Consider the following 20230-nt stretch of genomic DNA (forward strand, 5'->3'; position numbering starts at 1 on the left):
AGATTTGTTCGTATAGCGAGCATTATTTTGAAGAACACACATCATGCTTGAACTACGCATCCTAGACGGTCTGCAAGCCGGCGCTCGACTGAAGCTGCCGGATGGCCAATATCTGATCGGCGACAGCGACGATTGCGACATCGTCCTCGTAGGCCATGGCGTCGAAGCGGCCGCATTGCAGCTTTCCATTGACGGCGAGACCGTCGTCGCAATGCCGCGCCAGTCCGGCTGCGGTGTGCGCGTCAACGATAACACTGCCGAGGAGTTCCGCCTGACACCCGGGCAAGCGTTTCATGTTGCCGATATCTGGCTTGCGATCGACATGGAAGACAGCCCGTGGCCGTCCAAGCGTTCGTGGTTGGAGCAGTCCGAAGCGACAATCGTCAACGCAGACGCACCACAACAATTGCCTGCCGACGGAGCGCTGCAACCCGCCGTAGAGAATGCGAGTGCAGCCTCCGTGATGCCCAATACGCCGGATGCTGCTCCCCCGCGGGTTGGTCGCTGGCTCCTGGTCGGATGTGTTGCGGCGATTGCCTGCGGAAGTGCACTGGCATATGTCATGAAACCGACATCGAACCTCGATCCGAAAGAAAAACCGGCGATCGGCAAGAAGGCAGCAAAGATCCAGGAGGCTGCCCCGATATCGGCACCCTTGGTGGTCGAACCCAATCCGGCTGCACCCGCCACGCTCCATGAACAGAGATCGGTGAGCAATGCATTACCCGAACTCGAGCAGAGTCTGGCCACTCACAACTTGAGCAAGCAGCTGCAGGTTGTTGATGAAGGCAACGGCATCCGGATTAACGGCGAGCTGAACAGTGAGCAGCAGCAGGCACTTGAAGCCATCCTGGTCCCCTTTGTCAAAAAGTATGGAGACATGCTGGCGATCAACGCAGGCATTACTCCTCCAGCCAGGAATCTCCCCTTCGGCATTACGCAGATAGCCTCGGGCCCGCTGCCTCACATCGTCACCGACGACGGGGTACGGATGTTCATCGGGGCCAGCTACAAAGGCTACCGGCTGGCGGCGGTCAGGGATCACAAGCTCATGTTTTCCGGTGAACGCACTGTGGAGATCGAGTGGTGAACATGGATCAGGACACGGGCAAATCGTCATCAGGGTCGGCCGGCCTGGCATGGGCCTTGAATGATGCCATCGACACCGCTGCGGTGGTCAAAGTCCGTGGCCGGGTACGGGAAGTGATCGGTACCATCATTCGTGCGGCAGCGCCGTCGGCACGCATCGGCGAGCTATGTACCCTCAGCACGCCGGACGGTGATTTTTCGCTGGAGGCCGAGGTCATCGGCTTTACAGAAGGCGATGTGCTGCTGTCACCCATCGGGGACTTGCAGGGCATCTGCTCGACGACCTTTGTCACATCCACCGGAGATATTCATCGCGTCGGCGTCGGGCCGCATCTGCTGGGCCGCGTCCTGGACGGTTTCGGACGCCCGATTGACGGGCTGCAGAATGAAATCGAGCCGGAGGCCTACTATCCGGTCTATGCGGAGGCGCCGAATGCACTGACCCGGCAGATGATTTCCCGGCCGCTGTGCATGGGTGTGCGTGCGATCGACTCTCTCCTGACTTGCGGCGAAGGCCAGCGTATCGGCATCTTCGCCGCGGCCGGCGGCGGCAAGAGTACGCTGCTTGGCATGCTTGCCAAGAACGCCGATGCCGATATCGTCGTGATCGCACTGGTCGGCGAGCGAGGGCGAGAAGTCCGCGAATTTATTGAACGCGAGCTGGGCCCGAATTGGCGTGAACGTGCCGTGATCGTATGCGCCACCTCCGATCGCGCCCCGCTGGAGCGTGTCAAAGCCGGATTTGTCGCGACCTCGATTGCCGAGTATTTCCGCGACCAGGGCAAACGGGTACTGCTGCTGATGGACTCGGTAACCCGCCTGGCCCGGGCACAACGCGAAATCGGGCTGGCGGCCGGCGAGCCGCCCACCCGGCGCGGCTTTCCGCCGTCGGTGTTCGCATTCCTGCCGCGACTGATGGAACGCGCGGGTTTTAATGACAAGGGCTCTATCACTGCCTTCTATACGGTATTGGTGGAAGGCGACGACATGAACGAACCGGTCGCCGATGAGACGCGTTCCATTCTCGACGGCCACATCATTCTTTCCCACAAACTGGGTGCGGCCAATCATTATCCGGCGATCAGCATCTTGCAAAGCGTGAGCCGCGTGATGCCCGCGATCGTATGCTCCGAGCACCGGGCCTGGTCGCAGAACCTGCGCAAGCTGATGGCCAAATTCGAGGAAGTCGAATTACTGCTGCGCATAGGCGAGTACAAGCGCGGATCGGATGCCGTGGCCGATGTCGCCATCGACCGCAACGATGCCATCAATGCGTTCTTGTGCCAGCAACCCGAGCAGGCGTTTTCTTTTGAAGACACGCTCAATCAACTGAAGGTACTGGCGACATGAATCCCATCCGCCGCATTGTTCAGCTGCACAAACGCCGCCAGCAGGATGCAGAGTCCTTTCTGCTGAAGAAGCAGCAAGAACTTGCAGCGCGCAAGGAGGAGCAGGAGCAATGTCGGGCGGCGCTCGAGACGTACTGCGCGGAAGCCGCCGAGATGGTTCGCGCCATCAACGCCCGTCTATTTGGATGCGTGGTGAACAAGCAGCAAGTGGATTTATGCAATGCGCAATTGGTCGCCATTTCACGCAGGCGCGTCGAGCTGGAATCCGCGCTTGAGCAAGCCGGCAAGGCCGTCGACGCGGCAACTCAGGAAGTCGCCGATGCTCGTAATGCCTATAACCGGCAAGCGGCACGAACCGAGAAATATGTCGAATTCGAAAAAAGGCTGGACCAGGCGGCGGCCCTCGGCTTGCTAAGAAAAGAAGAATTGGAGCTTGAGGAAATAATCGGAGCGAAGCGATGAGCTCAATTGAAACCCGTGGCAAGCAGACCAGCGATGCAGTCGACCACCCGACGTCGAACGTCACCGACACCGAGCCGGCCAGACGACTGGCGCCGCCAGACGCATTCGCGGCTGAAAATTTTTCCAATGCATTGAATCGGCGCGCCCCTCTTCCTGCTGATGCGGATGTGCGCGATGGCCCTCTTTTTGATTTGCTGGCACAGCTGCCCTGGCCGGACAACACCCAGGTGCAAGCACAATCGCTGAACGATGCAACACTCCAGCCGGCGCCAGTCGCCGGCGGCGAGGCGATCTGTGCCGCCGCCCCGCCATTGCCGGCTAACGCCGAGCCGGTCCTTGCGACGGTCACGCATGGCGAGCACCTGCCAGTACAGGACGGTTCGCCAGACGCCCTCCTCCAAACCGAGCTCACGCACCGCATGGAGCGAAAGATCGGCAGAAAGAGCAACGCAATCGACGACGACCGCGCGCCGGACGCGCCGCCGGCCATTCTCCATTTCACGCCGCACTTGCCTGCGGTCGCCGACCCGAGCGCTGTTCAACCAGCCTATTCGGACCCGACCAGGACCGAGCTGAGAATGCAGGAATTTCATCACCTGATATGCCAGATGGGCGCACAGGTCGCGATCGACAACCGCCGTTCGGAGGTCGCCGTATCGTTAAGCCATGCCATGTTTTCCAGCACACGTCTGAAAATTCGCGGAGACAAGGATTCGATCGAAGTGGGCTACGAATGTGGCAGTGCAGAAGAAACGGATTGGTTCGGATCCCATGCCGATGCACTGGTACAGCGACTGAGCACAAGCCTGCAGCGGCGCGTCACGATTCGGCCAGAGGCCGATCAAGCCGCGACGTAAGCGCCTGTTACGTCAAACATGAAGATCATGAAAAATATATTTCCGGCCTGGGAAGATGAACTGGCTACCGCGAATGCCCCGAGCGGGAGCGCAGGAGACAAGCGCACCCGATCCGGCGGCGTCGTCTCTCTCGCACCGCCCAAGCCTGAAGTCAGGGATCAGATCGTACATGAAGTGCGCGGCATGCGGCCGCACCTGCGCACTATCGACGGCGCAGCAGTAACGGCCATCAACCAGTTGGCCGCCGGGCATCGCTGGTCCGGTTTGGGCCGTGATCACATCTGGAGCCTGGCGCTGACCGGACTGGTCAGCTCGCCACAAAGACAAGCCGATATCCTGCTGGCCGTGAGCTGGGAAGGCGTCAGGTGCGTTCTCGCGCTGTCCTACGCATCGGCCGAGACTTTGCTTGAGGCCAAATGGGGTGACATGGCATTGAATGATGTGCCGCCCGACTTGGCGCTGGCGCTGCTGCAAGATGCTGTCGATGAACTGAGCCGCGATCTCGCAGGCGAACAGTTGGGTCCGATCCGCGTCGACGGCTTTGCCACTGCCGAGCAGGCTTGCGCAGTGCCATTTGCCATGGAGCTGCGGATGACAAGGCACGGTGGCGGCGATCCGGCCTCCGCCTGCTTGCTGACCGATCTGCAAGGTGTGACCAGGTTTGCCCAGCTTGTCGGGCGCGCCGAATGCGAGCCGCCCAAGGTCGAGCCGTGGGCAAACCTGCCGGTGTTGCTGACCCTGGAGCTCGGCTGGGTCGACATGGCATTCCACGAAATTGCCACGATCCGGCCGCAAGACGTGCTGCTGCCAGATGGATGGTGGAGCGGCAAGGACAAGAAAGATCTGTGCATCCGCGTCAGCCCGAAGCTTGGGATCGGAGCGCAGTTCACCACAGACGAACATTTACGTGCAACGACAAAGGTAAAGAGAATGGAACAAGACGACTCCCTGGTACAGCATCCGAGCAATGCACCGCTGCAAACCAATAGTGCTTTGCCTGCCGTTGAATCCGGCGTGGCCGATTTGGTCGACATCCCGCTGCGCATCACGTTCGATCTGGGTGAACGCCATATCCCCTTGCGTGAACTGGCGTCGATTGCGCCCGGCCATTTGTTCGATCTCGGACTTGCGCCGGACAGCGCTGTGAATTTGCGCATCAATGGCGTTCGCGTGGGCGAAGGCGAACTGGTAGAAATCGGTGGCCGCATTGGCGTCGCGGTCATGCGTATCGTCGCCCCGCACTGATGAAAGCCGTCGATCCCATTTCGCTGACGCTATTGTTGGCGTTGCTTGGCCTGTTGCCGCTGTTCCTCGTCGTGACCACCTCGTTCCTGAAAATTTCGACGGTCATCATCCTGGTGCGGAACGCTCTGGGCGTACAACAGGTTCCGCCGAATATCGCGCTTTATGGGCTGTCCATCATACTCAGCCTGTACATAATGACACCGGTGGTGAATCAGGTCAGTGATGCCCTTCGCGACGAGCCCGGCGGCGTGTCCAGCGTTGCGTCCATCATTCATGTCAGCAGCATCGGCGCCGAACCCATACGCAGTTTTCTCTTCAAGCACAGCAAGCCGGAGCAGCGCGCGTTCTTCATCAATACCGGCAAGCGCATGTGGCCGGAAGAACAAGCAAAACAGGTCAAAGAAACGGACTTTCTGGTGCTGATGCCCTCCTTCGTGATCGGCGAATTGACCGCGGCATTCGAGGTCGGCTTCCTGCTTTATCTGCCCTTCATGATCATCGACCTGATCGTCTCGAACATTCTGCTGGCCCTCGGCATGATGATGGTGTCGCCGTCCACCATCTCCCTGCCCTTGAAGCTGTTTTTATTTGTCATGGTGGACGGATGGACGCGCCTGTTGCAGGGTCTCATCCTGTCGTACATCTGAGGACCGCCGCATGCCCAACAACCTCGCTCACTACGCAACACAAGCTTTGTACCTCAGCTTGATGCTGTCATTGCCATCGATCGTGGTCGCAGCCGCGGTCGGTACGCTGTTTGCCATCGTTCAGGCGCTGACGCAAATTCAGGAGCAAACGCTTTCCTATGTTGCCAAGCTGGTTGCCACATTTGTCACCCTGCTTCTTACTCTGCGCTGGATGGGAATCGAAATCTACCAGTACTCCAAGATCCTGTTCGATCTGATCCCTGGCGTGGGCGCAAGTTGATGTTCGACGCGCGCGCCCTTGAACTCGCACTGGTCAGCTTTGGAATAGGCTTGCCGCGCATTCTGGTTACGCTGCTGATGCTGTCATTTTTTTCGGGCAGCAACAGCACGCCCTTTATCCGCACCTGCGTTGCGGCCACCTTTGTCCTTCCGGCACTTCCCTTGCTGATTGCGCAGGTGAGCAAGGAAGAGATCGAAGCGGGCTGGATATTCATGAGCATCGTGAAGGAGGCTGCCGTCGGGCTGTGTCTCGGTTTCGCCATCGCCATTCCCTTTTGGGCGGCTGAAGCCATCGGCTTCGTCATCGATAACCAGCGCGGCGCATCCACTTCCACGATGCAAAATACGACCAGTGGCGACGAGTCCTCCCCGCTCGGCATCTTTGTGAATCAAGCATATCTGGTCCTGTTCCTGTCGCTGGGCGGACTGCCCCTGGTGCTCGGAGTTATCTACGAAAGCTATGCCGTGTGGCCGATAGCGGCGGCGCTGCCGCGATTTTCCGTCGAGTTCTCGCCGCACTACCTCGGGCTGTTCGATAACCTGATGCGCACCGCGATTGTATTCGCCGCGCCGGCCATGATCGCCATGCTCCTGAGTGAACTTGCTCTCGCCATCGTCAGCCTGTTCGCGCCGCAAATGCAGGTGTTCTTTCTGGCGATGCCGATCAAAAGCGGCATCGCGTTGTTTGTGCTGCTGATTTATTTTCCGACCTTGCTTCACTATCTCAGTACAACGTTCACAGACGTTCCCGCCCTGGTCAAAACTCTTGGCGTTTTCATGCGATGAGTGAAAAAACCGAACAGCCCACCTCGAAGAAGCTAGATGATTCTCGCGAGAAGGGTGACGTCCCGCACAGCAAGGATGCAGCAAAATCGCTGCTGGTGTGCGCCTGCCTCGTTTACCTGATTTTCTACGGACCCCGTGTCGCGGAGTCGGCGGCAAATCTGATACGGTGGAGCGGCACCAGCGCTTACGGCCCGTTTCCTGTCGCATTGAAGGAAATCCTGGAAGTGTCGATCCAACTCCTGATCGACACCATGCTCCCGTTTGTCGTGATCGTCGTGCTATCCAGCGTGCTGGGCGAAATTCTTCACGTCGGCGTGATCTTCGCGCCGGAGAAGATCCAACCCAGCCTCAACAAGTTCAACGTCATCAATAACGCCAAACAATTCTTCTCGGCACAGAATCTTCTCGAAGGATTGAAATCCATCCTGAAAGTCATCGTGCTTACCTGGGTGCTCTGGTCCATCATCCAGGAAAACATCGGGACACTGGCCTTGATTCCTCCGGCCGGCATGGATGCCCTCGCGTCCGCCTTTGGCAAGATGCTCAAGGCGATGTTGCTGGCCACCGCCCTGTTGTTCTGCATCGTCGCCGGTGCCGACATCATGCTGCAGCGGTTCTTGTACATGAAGCGAAACAGGATGTCCAAGGATGAGGTCAAGCAGGAAAGAAAGGACATGGAAGGCGATCCGCATATCAAGAGTCATCGCAAGCAACACCATCGTGCACTGGCGGAGGAATCGCGGCGCGAAATGGTGCGCGATTCCACCGCCGTCGTGGTTAACCCGACCCACTTTGCCGTAGCGCTGTATTACAAGGAAGGCGACACGCCATTGCCTGTCGTCGTCGCCATGGGCGAAGGAGGCTACGCAAAAATCATCGTACAGGACGCGCGCGATGCCGGCGTTCCTGTAATTCAGAATATCTATCTTACCCGCTCGCTCATCAGCGACGCCAGGCTCGACGATTATGTGCCGGCACATCTGCTGGATGCCACGGTGGAGGTGCTGCGCGCGGTGAGGGATATGGGACCTGCCTGGTAGCCAGGCTCGATTCAACCGTGTGCTTTATCCCGGCACACAATGCAGCACCAATGAGGAATCATGAACCGCATGACAAGTCCTTCAGAAGCGATCAACCAGTTAACGCGAGAGAAATACAATGCTGAATTTTGAACAAACCTTTGGTCATGCCAGACCTTTATTTCCTCATCCAATAGGATCGACCGCCAGCGAAAGCGAAATGGCCTGTAGAACAAGTATTGCGTCGCTTGCCAAAGAAGCCAGGTCAGGTAACGGCGATGCCATTGAAATGCTGATCAACTTTTCTGCGGGCGCGAATCACTCGGCACTTCGCCAACTGGCAGAGCAATCACTCATCGACCTCTATACTGACCCGACGGTGAGCGATCATACGAAATCGCAGATCGAAGAACAGGCACTTGCCTTCCATGAGTTGACGGAAAATGCCAACACTGTCACAAAAGACAATAGCGACTTTGTGCCGCACGAAATATCAGCGCAAATCCTGTATCTGGCCGGACAACGAGCACATAGCCTGAATCAGCGGAATACGGAAAACACGATTAATGCACGTTTGTGCGGGCAGGTGTACAAGCATGGCAATGCACCGGAAGAGGACAAGGACTTGCTGTCGCGCGGCAGATTGGTATTTGGCCATGAACTGATCAACGGCAGCAAGCAGCTGCGGCATCTCAAGCCACATGAGACCTGTCTCGATCTCGCCGATCAAGCCGGATTCAAAAAAGCGATCGGAGAAGTCAATGTCCATCTGAAACAAGGCGCTCCCGCAACGATATTTGTCTACAAGGACGGGCACTGCTTGTCTTTGATCTTGCAACGAAATCGGGACGACAAGGTCAATTGTCACGTTGCCGACAGCTATCATCAGGAGGGAAGCAAACTGCCCGAGCAATTCGAAAGAGAATTAAAAGAGGCTCTTGGCGAGCAGATGGGAAAGTTTTATTTCAAAGGCGCATCAATGCAGGCCCACACCCCCAACGCATGCGGCCCGTTGACAATGTACCTGCTGTCCGCTCTCGATCGCATGTCCGGCATCGATTCTCCCGATTTTGATATGCCGGCTGCCATCGGGGCGATTATCAAGGCGTGGAACGCGCTGAACGAAGAACAGCAAAACGCGATAGTGACGGGAATACGCGCCAACCTCCTCGGTGCGACCGTACGAGCCGTGAACGCGAACGAATAAGAACGCAGGCCCTGAAGACAGGCTTGCCAGGAGATGCCCTGACACCACTTGCCGGCCCTGCTGCCGATGATGGGGGTATTAATGGGTACTAATATTTGTTCCCCTGCGGCAGGTCCGCAGTCTAAGCTTCCTCTGTGGTTCCCAATTCGTTTCGCCTCCTGAAGCGATTTCCCGCTGGTGAAAAATCCAGCGGTTTTTTCATGAGCTTTCAAACTCCGAAACTTGCCCTCCAGTCCAGACATCCGTTCTTGCCATGTTTTGCATCGAATCTGTCAAACCCGAACATGCAGAAAGCCTTCATGCGGCAATAGACAGCGTTGCGAAGGAAGTGCCCTATCTGGGTATTACTGCCGCGCCGCCCGTTGACTGGTTCGCCGATCAAGTGACCCATCATTGCAATGCCCGGGATCCGTTCTTTGTCGCTCTCGTCGAGCAAAAGGTAGTTGGCTGGTGCTCTGCCATCCCGATCCAGATCGATAGCATGCGATACACCGGCCAGTTATACATGGGTGTTCTGCGTGAGTGGCGCGGCCATGGCGTCGGTGAATCCTTGCTGAATACGACCTTGGGCAATGCATGGAAAAATGGACTCTGTCGTGTCGAACTGGAGGTCTGCCGCAGCAATACGAACGCCGTCCGGCTGTATAAACGTCTGGGATTCGTCCTTGAAGGCGTGAAACGAAACGCATTCCATGCAAACCGGGAATTCGACGATCTGCTGTGCATGGCTTTGCTTCTTCGCATGGACGGGTCTGCGACGATTCGCTCGCCTTCGCGCGAGCGAGGGAGCATCACGGCCAATCATTCTGTACCGAACATTTCCGCAGACGGATGGCTCATAGGATCAACGTGAGCGATACAATTTCTGCCGCGCCTGCATCCATCAAGTTCAAGAGAGCAGAGATGACGATTCAAGGACGGCTGCTGGACAATAGCAGCGCACATCTTTCTTTTCAGCCATACAGAAGTATGTGCTGCAAAGAACCGGGAAGGATTCTGGCTTAACAAACGACGTCGTATTGAACGAATGCGGATATTGCCAGGCACGCCCTAGAACTCACTTCACAAATAGGCGGGCTCGCGAAGATGGTCTGGATGGATGTAGTGCAAGGCGCGCCGCGTCGCCGCACTGGCTGCGGCATGCGTATGCGAAGACGCTGGTGGTCGAACACAAGGTGCCGCTGCCGGTCGCGCAAGCCTTGCTTGGCCATGCGCCCGTACAGACGACGGCCGCTTACGCCAAAACGGATTTGCCATGCAAAAAGTTCGAAATTGGCTTTCCGTCACCCGCCCCCCGCAACGATTCTCGCCATCCGCTTTGTTACCCCTAAAATTTCGCTGTCAGCCGTACTCGGCAGGATCCTGCCGGCGTACCGCTCCAGGGAAAATTCAACCGTCCCGCACAGCTTGATCCCTTCCTGATTGGGCGGGGCGATGCGACGCCAATCCTCCAGCCGGAGTGGTTCGCCGCCAATTGCTTCGATCCGTTCGACAGCACGCTGCATGTATTGTGTGTTCCACGCCATTAGCGCATTCGTTGAGGCTGTAGAAAAACCAATAAGGGGCTAACCAACCGTAGTGACTTTTTTCAGTAAGAAAGCCGTATTAGGCTGGTTTCAGGAGATGCTCAGCGACAGCAGCACGCAGAACGTTGCATGCAAGGAGGAAGAATTTCGGATTGCGGTCATTATTTGATTGAATAAGCGAGTGACCTGAAAATCGCCTTCGTCAAATCGGGCAACTGTCAAGTCAGATCGCGCTTACTCCTAGCCATCGCTGTCGTTGACTTGGGCAGCAGCCTCCGCCTCGCGCAATACTTGTAGCGCATCGGGATGACCGTTAGCTTCGGCCATCATCGCGGCGGTCAGGTCATTGACATTCTTAGCTTTGATGTTCGTGCCAGCCCCGATCAATACCCGTAGCACTTCGGCATGACCGTTTTTTGCGGCATACATCGCGGCGGTCACGGCGCGGTAATCCATAGCATTGAGGTCCGCGCCATAGGTGTGCAATACCCGTAGCGCATCGGCATGCCCCTTTTCTGCGGCATGCATTGCAGTGGTCATGCCCTTGTTGTCCGTTGCATTGATGTGCGCGCCAGCCTCGATCAATGCCCGTAGCGCATCGGCACGACCGTTAATTCCGGCATACATCAAGGCGGTCATGCCATGGGGATCCTGGACATTGATTTTCGCGTCAACCTCGATCAATACCTGTAGCGTCTCAAGATGGCCGTTACCTGCGGCCATCATCGCGGCGGTTATGCCTTTTTTGTTCGTCGCATCGATGTCCGCGTCTTTGGCGACCAATACCCGTAGCGCATCGGCACGGCCGTTTCTTGCGGCATACATTGCAGCGGTCATGCCTTTGTTGCTCGCAATTTTGATGGTCACGCCGGCGTCGATCAATGCCCGTAGCGCCCCGGCATGCCCCTTCATTGCGGCGTACATCGCGGCGGTCACCCCATGGTGATCCTGAACATCGAAGTCCGCGCCAGCCGTGTGCAATACCTGTAGCGCCTCGGTATGACCGTTACCTGCGGCAAGCATCGCGGCGGTCAATCCATTGTTGTTCGCCGCATTGATGTCCGCGCCAGCGTCGTGCAATATCTGTAGCGCCTTGGCATGCCCCTTCATTGCGGCATACATCGCCGCGGTCACGCCATTGTGGTCCTTGGCTTTGACTTCCGCGCTAGCGCCGATCAATACCTCTAGCGCCTTGACATGACCGTTTCTTGCGGAAAACATCGCGGCGGTCATGCCATTGTTATCCTTGACATTGAGATCTGCGCCAACGTCGCGCAATGCCTGTAGCGCAGCGTCATGACCGTTAGCTGCGGCAAACATCGTGGCGGTTATGCCGTGGGGATCCTTAACATCGAAGTTCACGCCAACTGTGTGCAATGCTCGTAGCGCCTCGGCATTACCGTTTTTTGCGGCAATCATCGCGGCGGTCATGCCATGGTTGTCCACCGCATTGATGTCCACGCCAGCGAGGCGCAATACCTGTAGCGCCTCGGCATTACCGTGAATTCCAGCATACATCGCGGCGGTCATGCCATAGCGATCCTTAGCGTGGATGCCCACGCCAGCGTCGATCAATACCCGTAGCGCATCGGCATGACCGTTTTTTGCGGCCATCATCGCGGCGGTCTGGCCATCATCGTTCGTCGCATGGATGTCCGCGCCAGCGGCGGGCAATACCCGTAGCGCAGCGGCATTACCTTGCGCTGCAGCGAGCATGACCACCGACGTACCGAGCGGGACATGGGGCTGTAATCGGTTGCTAAATACGCCGGCAACGTCCGCAAACCATTTGACGGGCATGTTTTGGACCTTGCCCGCTTGATGCGCCTCCATCAGGTGCCGTGCGATGTTTTCAAAAATCTCGGCATAGGCGCTCTGCGGAGCCGATCCCTTTTCTTTCAGCGCTTGCGCAATCGCTTGCGGCGACAGCCGCGCCAGCGCTTGCGCGTCCAGTTCGTCGCATGAACCGTCTTTGTCGACCCAGAACAGCTCGCCCAATTGCATGATCTTTCCCGCTTGGTCGCCGTCTGGGTTTAATTGGATGGCGTCGTCATGGTTCACCATGTCCTTCTTGCGCAACTGCGCCATGAAATGCCGGGCGATCAAAGTCGGTTGTTGCGCCATTTTGTATTGATAGGTATCGGGCTGCAGCAGCAGATAACGGTCCATCGGGACCTCGCCAAATGCACGGTTCAGGCTGGCCATCTGGAGGTCCTCGATCTGCGCGCGAACCGCGGGGTAGAGTGCGTCTGCAATAGGCTCGCTGACATCATCGATCTTGGCCGCGATGGCATCCCTGATCTTGCTCGAATAGTCTTCGGCCATGGCGAGGGCCAAAGAGGTAGGGGTGAGTTTTGCACGGACGTTTTGCTTGCAGGCCTCGAATTGAGCGTCCGATATTTCGGATTCGGCAATGGTAGTAAAGGGATCCGGCCGCACTGGCACGCCCATCTCCTCGGCGAGGTAGTTGAAATACGCATTGGCGAAGTGGACTTCATTGCCGGGAAGATAACGATGCGTATGGCGCACATGGTCGAGGATGAAGGCCTCGCTCATTTTGATCTTGGTGTGCTGAACCGCGCCTTCAATCCCGGCCGTGCTGGTGATCAGGCTGGTTATCGCATCTTGCACACCTTTCACAATGCCGCCGGCGCACACGGCCATTTTCGGTGCCATCTCCTGAATGACCTCCATGCGCTTTGCCAGGGGAATCTCCTCTTGCTGGAGCAATTCCTCCAGCTTATGGAACATTTCTTTGACGGTGCCATAGACGTCGGATTTATGCTGGCTAAAAAAATCCAGGTGCAAATCGGACAGGTGGTGTTTCAGCTCAGCGAAGTTGTCTTTAATTTCCTCCACGGTGTCGGGCAACCACGAGGGCGAAAGCTGCGCCACATGGTCGTCCACGAACTGGGTGATACGGTCTATCAACTGCGCATATTCCTGTTGACACCTTTCAAAATCCGGGCTGGCGATGAATTGGTCGATGCTTTGTCCTTGAAATTGGGGGAAGCGGATGGGCTGTGGTGTTTGCGCTGGCGGCGTGGGTTGCCTCGTGTCAATAGACGGCAAGCGGTAAAAATCAGGCGTGAAGGAAGGAGAAACGCGCATCGTTGAAGTTCTGGTGCAAATCGTGGAAATGGATAGCCTCTAAGGATTGTTGCCGAAGCACGAATCATCGCTCTAATGACCAACACATGGTTGTGCATGGCTCACGGGCTAACCAACCGTAGTGACTTTATTTTCAGGAAGAAAGCCGTCTTAGGCTGGCTTCACGAGATGCTGAGTGGCAGCGGCACGCAGAAAGTTTCATGCAAGAAGGAAGGGTTTCGGATTGCGGCCATTATTTTGATTTCCGCAGAAAATAAATTTTGTCAGAATAATTGCCGATGAAACGGAACCGATGGGAATGTATTGGCACTAAGGTAAATATTTTTACGTCAGGTTTCATACTTTGGGAGTAAGCCGAATACCGATAAGCTGGCGCTGGTGATGACGCTCTCGCTGGATGAATCACGCGGTCTGGCGCAAGCTGAATTTTCAGTCAAGGGTGTCCATACAAGTGCGCTCGCGTAGCATCACGTTACACCCGTGTTCGCGACGCGAATCTGTACATATCCCCGAACTCCGCATTGCGGCGGCCAATGACGCAGCCTGATTCATGTTTTTTCATCTCCATGCCGGAACGCATGGGGACAAACAAAAGAAAGAGGGAGAAAATTCGTGAGTAACCTTCAATACACAAAATTGATTGAGGATTTTTGCGCAGATTGTGGTATGGACCCAGCGCTCTTAATGGATGGCGGCCCAATTGGAATAGACGGGGTAAATTTTTCGCTGGTCTTTAATGAGAGCGTCGATCCCGATTTGCTGTTTATCTATTGCGTCTTCGGTGAAATAGAGGCTGGTAAAGGATTAGAGGTTTACCGAAATCTGCTGAAAACAAATATGTATTTATATGACGGTGCTGGACCGGTATTTACATTATGCTCATTGACAGGGCGAGTAATTTTGGCGAGACACTGTCGATTAGATCAGCTTGGAGTCAAGGAGCTGAGCGAAATATTAACAACTGATACTACGCAAGCGAAAACCTGGCAGGCAGAGTATCTTACATTGGTGGCACAGTAGTATTACTTGCGTCAGCAAGAACGTTCCTTCCTCTGCAAGGAGAGGGAATATTCGGGTTCTAACTATGCTGTTTTTCTTTGCTGATTCTTTGCAGTAGCCATTTCGGGAGGCTAACCGGGACCGCCCCTAGCGAGCCGCTTACTATTCTTGTCTTGCCAAAAATAGTAAGCACCAAAAGCCTCCAAAGCCGCTACCCCCTTGCGGGGCTCCCAAAAAATGCAAACAAGGCGGACAAAGAAACGAAATTTGCGCCCGTTTGCCCTACTGCTTCGGCATCCAGGCGCCTCGCTTCTTAATGCGCTTGTGCTTGCCTGAGGTTTTCAAACGCCTTGTCCAGCTTGACGGCCGCCGCTGCCAAGCTAGTCTTTTGTTTGGACAGCCAGCTTTGATCTGCCGCGACACGTTCACGTTGCGCCTCCAGCATCCGCTTTACCTCAGCGGGTTGTGGGCCGCCCAGGCCGAGACTCGCGTTCACCATGTTCTCGGCATCCAAGGACTGGCGGAAGCGCTGTTCGCTCATCGGCAGCTCTGCGTTCTCGATGCCAAGCGCCTTGGCCGATTCGACATAGATGCGCTTCGCTTCGGCATACGGAAGATCGGCAGGCTTGAGACCGTTGGTCCGTCCGTAAGTCACCAGTTCGGAAGCGAAGTGATGCCCCACGCGAAACGGTACATTGCTATCCCTTTGCAAGACGTCCGCCAGTTCGGTGGTCGTCGAATATTCCGAGGTGACTTCTTCCAGGGCCTGCTGGGAATTGATCACCAGGCTGTCCAGCAAGGCGCCGAACTTTCCTAGCATTCCGATGGAAGCCGCGATGGTTTTGTCTGCCTGTCCGAGTTTGTAGTCGAGCATGCCGGGGCTGATGTTGTGCGCCTGAATCGCGAAAAGATGCGATTCACCAATGACATTGCTTGCCGCCTGGCGCAAGAGGATCAGCCCGTACGGGTTACGCTTTTGCGGCATGATGCTGCTGGTGCCGGTCAGTTTTCCTTCTCGCAGGAGCATCCAGGGACGGGTGTCGCGATATTGTGCCGTAACGTCTTCGACGAAGGCGCTGGTGGTCAGGGCCATACCCGCGGCGATATTGACCAGCTCAAGACTGGTGTCCATTGCAGAAACATGATTGGCGTCATAGGAATTCTCGACGACGCCATCGAAACCGAGCAGCTCCGCAAGACGCGGACGATTTACCGGAAAACTCGATGTACCCAGCGCTGCGGCACCGAGCGGACTCAAATTGAGACGCGCATATGCCTGGCGCAGGCGCTCTGCGTCGCGTCCGAATGCGGCATCGAACGCAAGCAGGTAATGTGCAAGCGTGGTTGGCTGCGCCTGAACACCATTGGTGTAGGCCGGAATAATCGTATTCACATGCTTGCCTGCCAGTTGGGCAAGCGTGGCGCGGGTTTCGATCACCTTTTGCAGCAATTCAAGTGCCTGCTCACGCAGCACTACCCTGTTGGTGGTGGCGAGCAGGTCCTGGCGGCTGCGCCCCGAATGCATGCGGGTCACGTCGGGTCCGGCCGCCGCAATCAACATGGTTTCCAATTGCAGATAATCGTTGGGGCGTTTCGCGCCAGGCTTGTCGCCGTCGGAAATGACTTTCGCCACGCCGTCGGCGATTTGCGCGCCCATTTTTTTAGTCACGATGTTCTGCTCGACGACCATCACTGTCGAAGCCTTGTTGAATTCACCCAGCCAATAAAAATGATCATGGGTCGTTTTAGCCGGAAGCGTCTGGGATAACGCGGAAGCCGAAAGAAACGATATAACGATTGCAAAAATATACGGTTGGTTTTTCATGGTGGGTGTCTCCGTAACAGGTTGTCTGCGATTTTGTTTTTTTTGTTGATCAGGGAATGTCGGTCTATGCCAGGTTTTTCAACGAGCCTCCAATGGGAACGGGTTGTTGGGAGAAGGATTAATGTAACCGAAAACCATGGCATTCTGACATGCCATCAGCCGGACAGGCATCGTGTCAGGGGTAACGCGGCCCCATCTTGGCAACGACCATATGCGTGCGGGGGATCTGGGCGGCGCATCGAGTTGTTGCGCCACGTCTGAAAGGAAAACACCATTTAGGTCGCGCCACATTTGGGGCGCGCTACATTTGGCGCGGCATCCACCCGGGCGCCGCTACCACACGCGACCGTTTATGCAACGGCTTCCAATAACGGGTCGGCCCGCCAAGCCATCGCCTGAGCCTCCATTTTTTTTACTATCGCTTGCAGCGTTTCGGCCTTGAGCTCGTCCAGCCGGCAATGGGCAGCCATGGTGACTCGCCCGGTCTCGCTGGAGATGGTAAAGAGCGGTGCTCTGCCGTTATACAAGAACAGATTGGCTTCCAGCAGGGCGCGATAGACCTCGACCTCCTTGCCCTCCGATACTTCGCCGAAATCGCAATAGATGAACATCAATTCGGGGTCGATTTCCTCACGGTGCATCAGCGAGAAAGCCACCTCGCCCAACATGATGGCTCCGCCATACGTGATGCGCTCCGGCTCATCGAGCCCGCAGTATTCACAAAATTCCTTGACCAGCTCTGTATATTGATAATGACTCATGGTTCGCTTTTCCCGATGTGGTGTGCGTGTCAATGGGTGAGAAACGCCGATGGATCGCTCCCCCTGAGTAATCGACCTAACTTGTTGATAAGGCTGGCCACATTCATTTGCGCCGGCGGACCCGGTCGGAAGTATGGCGCCCACATGCGATTAACCGAGTACGAGCAACTGCGGAGCAAGGGTATCGATTTCCAGCAGCGTGAAATCACCATCCGGGCAAGAAAAGACGACAGGAGCTGATGCGCATGTTGCTGCGGTCTCTGGTGCAGCAACATGCGCAGATCGAAGCGGCCCGGGGTCATGCATACCGTATGTATGCATAAGTACGCAAGCCCCCGAAAGCCGGCATGCAGCTTGAATATTTCTGGATCTTCCCATCAGGCCATGCATGTACCGATCCTTGGTCAGGAATCATACGCAGGCCTCCAGTTTCTCCCCATACCATTCAACAAGCAGTCAAACGCGTTAAACGCATACGAAAACCAGTGCACGCCATCATCAAGCCTGTATCCTGTCCGGGAAAAATCCTGGACAGACCTACAATTTCTACAGTTTTGCTTGCTGTTTCTGCTCCTGTACCCTCTTCTCGAGTAGCGCTGCCAACTCTTTCGTATTAACGACAACAGCGGGTCTAACTTCCGGTGGTTCTGCTTTCGCGGCCCAGTCATTCAAGTGCTCATAGGCGCCAAAGGCATAATTGCTAGGCGGGTGGTTTTCTGAGTCTGGGCGCCCAGCCAGCCTATGCATATGTGCATTACCTGTAGCGCAATTGCCTTCTCCATCCGCGAGGGGCACGGTTAAATTGTATTTGGGCGTCTTCGCTGCGATGCTCATCAGGGCCTCGTCCGAAAGGGGTTTTCCATCGGATTCATCGATCTCGAAAGGTATACTCGTTCCATTGCGCCCGTGCAGTTTGTCCGTATACAAGCGCGCCGCTTGTAGACGCAACTTCGTTTCAACCAAATATAAAGGGTCTGTATTCGTCGCCCTTAAATTCAATTCAGGAAACTTATGGACCTTACCATCAAGCATTGCCTCTTTGGTTACTTTGTGCTTTGGATCTCCAAATGCACGGCAATCTAACTCCGGCAAGTTGGGCCTCCCCCCCCTCTTCTCCACGTCCGGGCCGTTAGATTCCCTAAACTGCAGTTCCCATCTATTTTTCGGAACCAGCTTGTTGAGTTCCATAATCTCGTCGTGGACGGCTTTTTTGACCTCTTTCGGGACGTCCGAGCCTGGAGCATAGCCTAGTCCAGCCAGACGGTTTTCCATATAAGCCGAATAGAATCGCTCACGGTTTACGAACACCGGCACGCCCTGCATCTGCTGCGAGGGCTTCAGCTGCTCGAGCGTCTTCCGCACGGCCGCTCCGCCGTCCCCTTGCTTCAGTGCGCCCGGTATCTTCTTATCCAGGGCCGCCAGAATCTCGCTGGGGGCAACCATAGCACGGTCTCCGTCACCGCTGATCGAGAAGTATTGATAGCCGTCCTCCCCCGGTGTACCGATGAACGAACAACCGTGGCTGATAGTTTCCGTCGAAGCCATTCTGAACATCTCACAGGTAGGCGCTCTCCTCAATTGTATCGAGCTCGAGTCCGGAGCAATGATCAGAGGGATGTGCTTAATGTCGAGGCGACGATCCTGGCTAGCCTGCAGTTGTGGCGCCTCCACTTTCATTGCGTCCGCATTCGTGGGCTGCAAACCTAGCTTGCGGGATAACTTATCAATTGTCTCTGGCGAAACTATATCGTCAGTGTCGTTAATTCGTCCTGGTGCGGAAGTGGGGTTAACCGATAGGCTGGTAATCATGACATTTGACCTTTCATTGTTGTTAATGAGTCGGCACAGCACAAAGTCTCATAGAGCTCATTTCATAAATAAATTTGTCGCCCTCACGAAGGCGGGGCCCAGAGATGCGCTACTGGATTCCCGCCTTCGCGGAAATGACAAGGTGTTGCATAGATATTTATGGATTGAGCTCTAACCGATTTGGCAATCTCGGTCCCCACTCAGTGGAGAACTTCAACAAAAAGTTCCATGGAGTTCAACGGGATAGATCGGCACGCTTCACCGGCGACGCATCGATCCGCCAACATCAAGGGTGATGAAATCCTATCGCGCACATGCGATATGCGACTCAAGGAGAACGGCTATGCCCGTGGTTGTGAAGCCAAGACTTCCCATTCCTGGCAGTGCGCCCAACAAACGGATGCGGTGTCCGTGAGAGAAAGTACGACGGCCAATGTGGCCCGATTGGAAAGGATGCTGAGTGTGACAGGACCGGAGGATCGCCCGCGAAACGACCCCGGTTTGCATGCCTGCGTTCAGCCTTGCGGGTGGAGGGCGAATGCATCAATACGCGGCACTGTCATTTACTTCCTAAAAGTGCAGTAAATTTTTTACGATGTTTCCCAGATTTCGATTTTATCTGCCGCCAGACGTACTGCTGCACCTCCCCATGGAACTTCGATAATATGGAACCTCGATCCGACGGGAAGGTGGGCGTTTATATAAAGCGAAACCGCGCTTTGCTTATTAATGCCAACATGTCTTCTATTCCCGGCGTCCCAATTTCTTGTTACGACGAAGATGTCGGTGGGCTTCCCATACTCGGGGGACGCTAATAAACCGTTCAGTATATCTGGCACATAAGATGCCGCATGGTACAAAGCCTTCGGCCTTCCATTGTCAGCATTTTCCCCGGCGTCAGACGGGTAATAGGCAAAAACGGGGACACACGACCCAAAACTGTGGGAGTACAAGCTTTGCGAACCATATTTCAGAGCATTAATTCCTACCTCTTCATCACCTTCCTTACTAGTGTCGGCAATATAACGAATTACCTCGGAATTAGACATTTTCCTATGCTCAATATGGAGCTCAGGCGGCAGGTCTCCCCCAAATGAATAGACTGTGAAGCCAATTTCATTTGTAGAACTTGCAGGTACTTCCTTAACACTGTATGGCGGCGTGATCGGTGCGCTGCCTACGTGGTTTCGCCCCTGTATTCCCGTACCACCGGCATTAGTTATTTAAAGCCTGTTTCTCTCGAAACGTCCGTGGCGGCA

General features: G+C 55.6%; 19 protein-coding genes. 13 read left to right on the forward strand and 6 right to left on the reverse strand.

The features are described from left to right. Window positions 1-43: 43 nt before the first annotated feature. From E6W33_RS11480 to E6W33_RS27820, 12 genes are all read left to right on the forward strand, one after another. Window positions 44-1090, forward strand: a complete 1047-nt coding sequence (locus E6W33_RS11480) for an FHA domain-containing protein (protein WP_136417421.1) — start codon at window positions 44-46, stop codon at window positions 1088-1090. 2 nt (window positions 1091-1092) lie between these two features. Next, complete coding sequence (gene sctN, locus E6W33_RS11485; protein ID WP_136417422.1) at window positions 1093-2439, forward strand: type III secretion system ATPase SctN; 1347 nt, start codon at window positions 1093-1095, stop codon at window positions 2437-2439. Beyond that, the gene (locus tag E6W33_RS11490) at window positions 2436-2900 is read left to right on the forward strand and encodes a YscO family type III secretion system apparatus protein (RefSeq protein ID WP_136417423.1); all 465 of its coding nucleotides are present in this window, start codon (window positions 2436-2438) and stop codon (window positions 2898-2900) included. Before sctN ends, E6W33_RS11490 begins: the two co-directional genes overlap by 4 nt. After that, window positions 2897-3757 carry a hypothetical protein gene (locus E6W33_RS11495; RefSeq protein WP_136417424.1) on the forward strand — a complete coding sequence of 287 codons (861 nt, stop codon included), beginning with the start codon at window positions 2897-2899 and terminating at the stop codon, window positions 3755-3757. The genes E6W33_RS11490 and E6W33_RS11495 overlap by 4 nt, the downstream gene beginning before the upstream one ends. A 27-nt stretch (window positions 3758-3784) precedes the next feature. Continuing rightward, window positions 3785-5002 (forward strand): type III secretion system cytoplasmic ring protein SctQ, encoded by a 1218-nt coding sequence (sctQ, locus tag E6W33_RS11500; RefSeq protein WP_168798613.1) that lies wholly within the window; start codon window positions 3785-3787, stop codon window positions 5000-5002. Then, a complete protein-coding gene (gene sctR, locus E6W33_RS11505; RefSeq protein ID WP_136417426.1) occupies window positions 5002-5649 on the forward strand; it encodes a type III secretion system export apparatus subunit SctR in 648 nt (215 codons plus the stop codon). Before sctQ ends, sctR begins: the two co-directional genes overlap by 1 nt. A gap of 10 nt (window positions 5650-5659) precedes the next feature. Then, window positions 5660-5929: a type III secretion system export apparatus subunit SctS gene (sctS, locus tag E6W33_RS11510; protein ID WP_136417427.1), complete on the forward strand. Its 270-nt coding sequence runs from the start codon at window positions 5660-5662 to the stop codon at window positions 5927-5929. Beyond that, on the forward strand, window positions 5929-6714 hold the full coding sequence (gene sctT, locus E6W33_RS11515; protein ID WP_136417428.1) for a type III secretion system export apparatus subunit SctT: 786 nt from the start codon (window positions 5929-5931) through the stop codon (window positions 6712-6714). The genes sctS and sctT overlap by 1 nt, the downstream gene beginning before the upstream one ends. After that, window positions 6711-7754, forward strand: coding sequence for a type III secretion system export apparatus subunit SctU (sctU, locus tag E6W33_RS11520; RefSeq protein WP_136417429.1), 1044 nt, complete (start codon window positions 6711-6713; stop codon window positions 7752-7754). The genes sctT and sctU overlap by 4 nt, the downstream gene beginning before the upstream one ends. A gap of 118 nt (window positions 7755-7872) precedes the next feature. Then, window positions 7873-8940, forward strand: a complete 1068-nt coding sequence (locus tag E6W33_RS11525; protein WP_136417430.1) for a hypothetical protein — start codon at window positions 7873-7875, stop codon at window positions 8938-8940. Between the two features lie 253 nt (window positions 8941-9193). Further along, window positions 9194-9793: a GNAT family N-acetyltransferase gene (locus E6W33_RS11530; RefSeq protein WP_136417431.1), complete on the forward strand. Its 600-nt coding sequence runs from the start codon at window positions 9194-9196 to the stop codon at window positions 9791-9793. A gap of 118 nt (window positions 9794-9911) precedes the next feature. Then, window positions 9912-10271 (forward strand): tyrosine-type recombinase/integrase, encoded by a 360-nt coding sequence (locus E6W33_RS27820; protein ID WP_282183691.1) that lies wholly within the window; start codon window positions 9912-9914, stop codon window positions 10269-10271. Here the strand turns inward: E6W33_RS27820 and E6W33_RS11540 are convergent. Both E6W33_RS11540 and E6W33_RS11545 read right to left on the reverse strand, forming a co-directional pair. Further along, window positions 10224-10466, reverse strand: coding sequence for a Tn3 family transposase (locus E6W33_RS11540; RefSeq protein WP_136417432.1), 243 nt, complete (start codon window positions 10464-10466; stop codon window positions 10224-10226). The genes E6W33_RS27820 and E6W33_RS11540 overlap by 48 nt on opposite strands. A gap of 240 nt (window positions 10467-10706) precedes the next feature. Further along, a complete protein-coding gene (locus E6W33_RS11545) occupies window positions 10707-13577 on the reverse strand; it encodes an ankyrin repeat domain-containing protein (protein WP_136417433.1) in 2871 nt (956 codons plus the stop codon). Window positions 13578-14189: 612 nt separating this feature from the next. Between E6W33_RS11545 and E6W33_RS11550 the strand changes: the two genes are divergently transcribed. Beyond that, on the forward strand, window positions 14190-14597 hold the full coding sequence (locus E6W33_RS11550; protein WP_136417434.1) for a CesT family type III secretion system chaperone: 408 nt from the start codon (window positions 14190-14192) through the stop codon (window positions 14595-14597). Window positions 14598-14889: 292 nt separating this feature from the next. Here E6W33_RS11550 and E6W33_RS11555 read toward each other — a convergent pair whose 3' ends face one another. From E6W33_RS11555 to E6W33_RS11570, 4 genes are all read right to left on the reverse strand, one after another. Further along, entirely contained in the window at window positions 14890-16245 is a 1356-nt protein-coding gene (locus tag E6W33_RS11555) for an argininosuccinate lyase (protein ID WP_211097305.1), read from the reverse strand. A gap of 506 nt (window positions 16246-16751) precedes the next feature. Next, on the reverse strand, window positions 16752-17162 hold the full coding sequence (locus E6W33_RS11560) for a CesT family type III secretion system chaperone (protein ID WP_136417436.1): 411 nt from the start codon (window positions 17160-17162) through the stop codon (window positions 16752-16754). Window positions 17163-17708: 546 nt separating this feature from the next. Beyond that, window positions 17709-18707 carry a hypothetical protein gene (locus tag E6W33_RS11565; RefSeq protein ID WP_136417437.1) on the reverse strand — a complete coding sequence of 333 codons (999 nt, stop codon included), beginning with the start codon at window positions 18705-18707 and terminating at the stop codon, window positions 17709-17711. Between the two features lie 854 nt (window positions 18708-19561). After that, the gene (locus E6W33_RS11570) at window positions 19562-20020 is read right to left on the reverse strand and encodes a hypothetical protein (RefSeq protein ID WP_136417438.1); all 459 of its coding nucleotides are present in this window, start codon (window positions 20018-20020) and stop codon (window positions 19562-19564) included. Between the last annotated feature and the right edge of the window lie 210 nt (window positions 20021-20230).

Source organism: Herbaspirillum sp. ST 5-3, from assembly GCF_004804275.1.
Classification (GTDB): Bacteria; Pseudomonadota; Gammaproteobacteria; order Burkholderiales; family Burkholderiaceae_D; genus Noviherbaspirillum.

Bases quoted from the DNA above. Each gene is read 5' to 3' on its own strand.
- sctR (WP_136417426.1), top strand. From the start codon at position 5,002: ATGAAAGCCGTCGATCCCATTTCGCTGACGCTATTGTTGGCGTTGCTT.
- E6W33_RS11495 (WP_136417424.1), top strand. From the start codon at position 2,897: ATGAGCTCAATTGAAACCCGTGGCAAGCAGACCAGCGATGCAGTCGAC.
- E6W33_RS11545 (WP_136417433.1), bottom strand. From the start codon at position 13,577: ATGCGCGTTTCTCCTTCCTTCACGCCTGATTTTTACCGCTTGCCGTCT.
- E6W33_RS11480 (WP_136417421.1), top strand. From the start codon at position 44: ATGCTTGAACTACGCATCCTAGACGGTCTGCAAGCCGGCGCTCGACTG.
- E6W33_RS11525 (WP_136417430.1), top strand. From the start codon at position 7,873: ATGCTGAATTTTGAACAAACCTTTGGTCATGCCAGACCTTTATTTCCT.
- E6W33_RS11540 (WP_136417432.1), bottom strand. From the start codon at position 10,466: ATGGCGTGGAACACACAATACATGCAGCGTGCTGTCGAACGGATCGAA.
- sctQ (WP_168798613.1), top strand. From the start codon at position 3,785: ATGAAAAATATATTTCCGGCCTGGGAAGATGAACTGGCTACCGCGAAT.
- E6W33_RS11570 (WP_136417438.1), bottom strand. From the start codon at position 20,020: ATGTCTAATTCCGAGGTAATTCGTTATATTGCCGACACTAGTAAGGAA.
- sctT (WP_136417428.1), top strand. From the start codon at position 5,929: ATGTTCGACGCGCGCGCCCTTGAACTCGCACTGGTCAGCTTTGGAATA.
- sctS (WP_136417427.1), top strand. From the start codon at position 5,660: ATGCCCAACAACCTCGCTCACTACGCAACACAAGCTTTGTACCTCAGC.
- sctU (WP_136417429.1), top strand. From the start codon at position 6,711: ATGAGTGAAAAAACCGAACAGCCCACCTCGAAGAAGCTAGATGATTCT.
- E6W33_RS11565 (WP_136417437.1), bottom strand. From the start codon at position 18,707: ATGGCTTCGACGGAAACTATCAGCCACGGTTGTTCGTTCATCGGTACA.
- sctN (WP_136417422.1), top strand. From the start codon at position 1,093: ATGGATCAGGACACGGGCAAATCGTCATCAGGGTCGGCCGGCCTGGCA.
- E6W33_RS11490 (WP_136417423.1), top strand. From the start codon at position 2,436: ATGAATCCCATCCGCCGCATTGTTCAGCTGCACAAACGCCGCCAGCAG.
- E6W33_RS11530 (WP_136417431.1), top strand. From the start codon at position 9,194: ATGTTTTGCATCGAATCTGTCAAACCCGAACATGCAGAAAGCCTTCAT.
- E6W33_RS11560 (WP_136417436.1), bottom strand. From the start codon at position 17,162: ATGAGTCATTATCAATATACAGAGCTGGTCAAGGAATTTTGTGAATAC.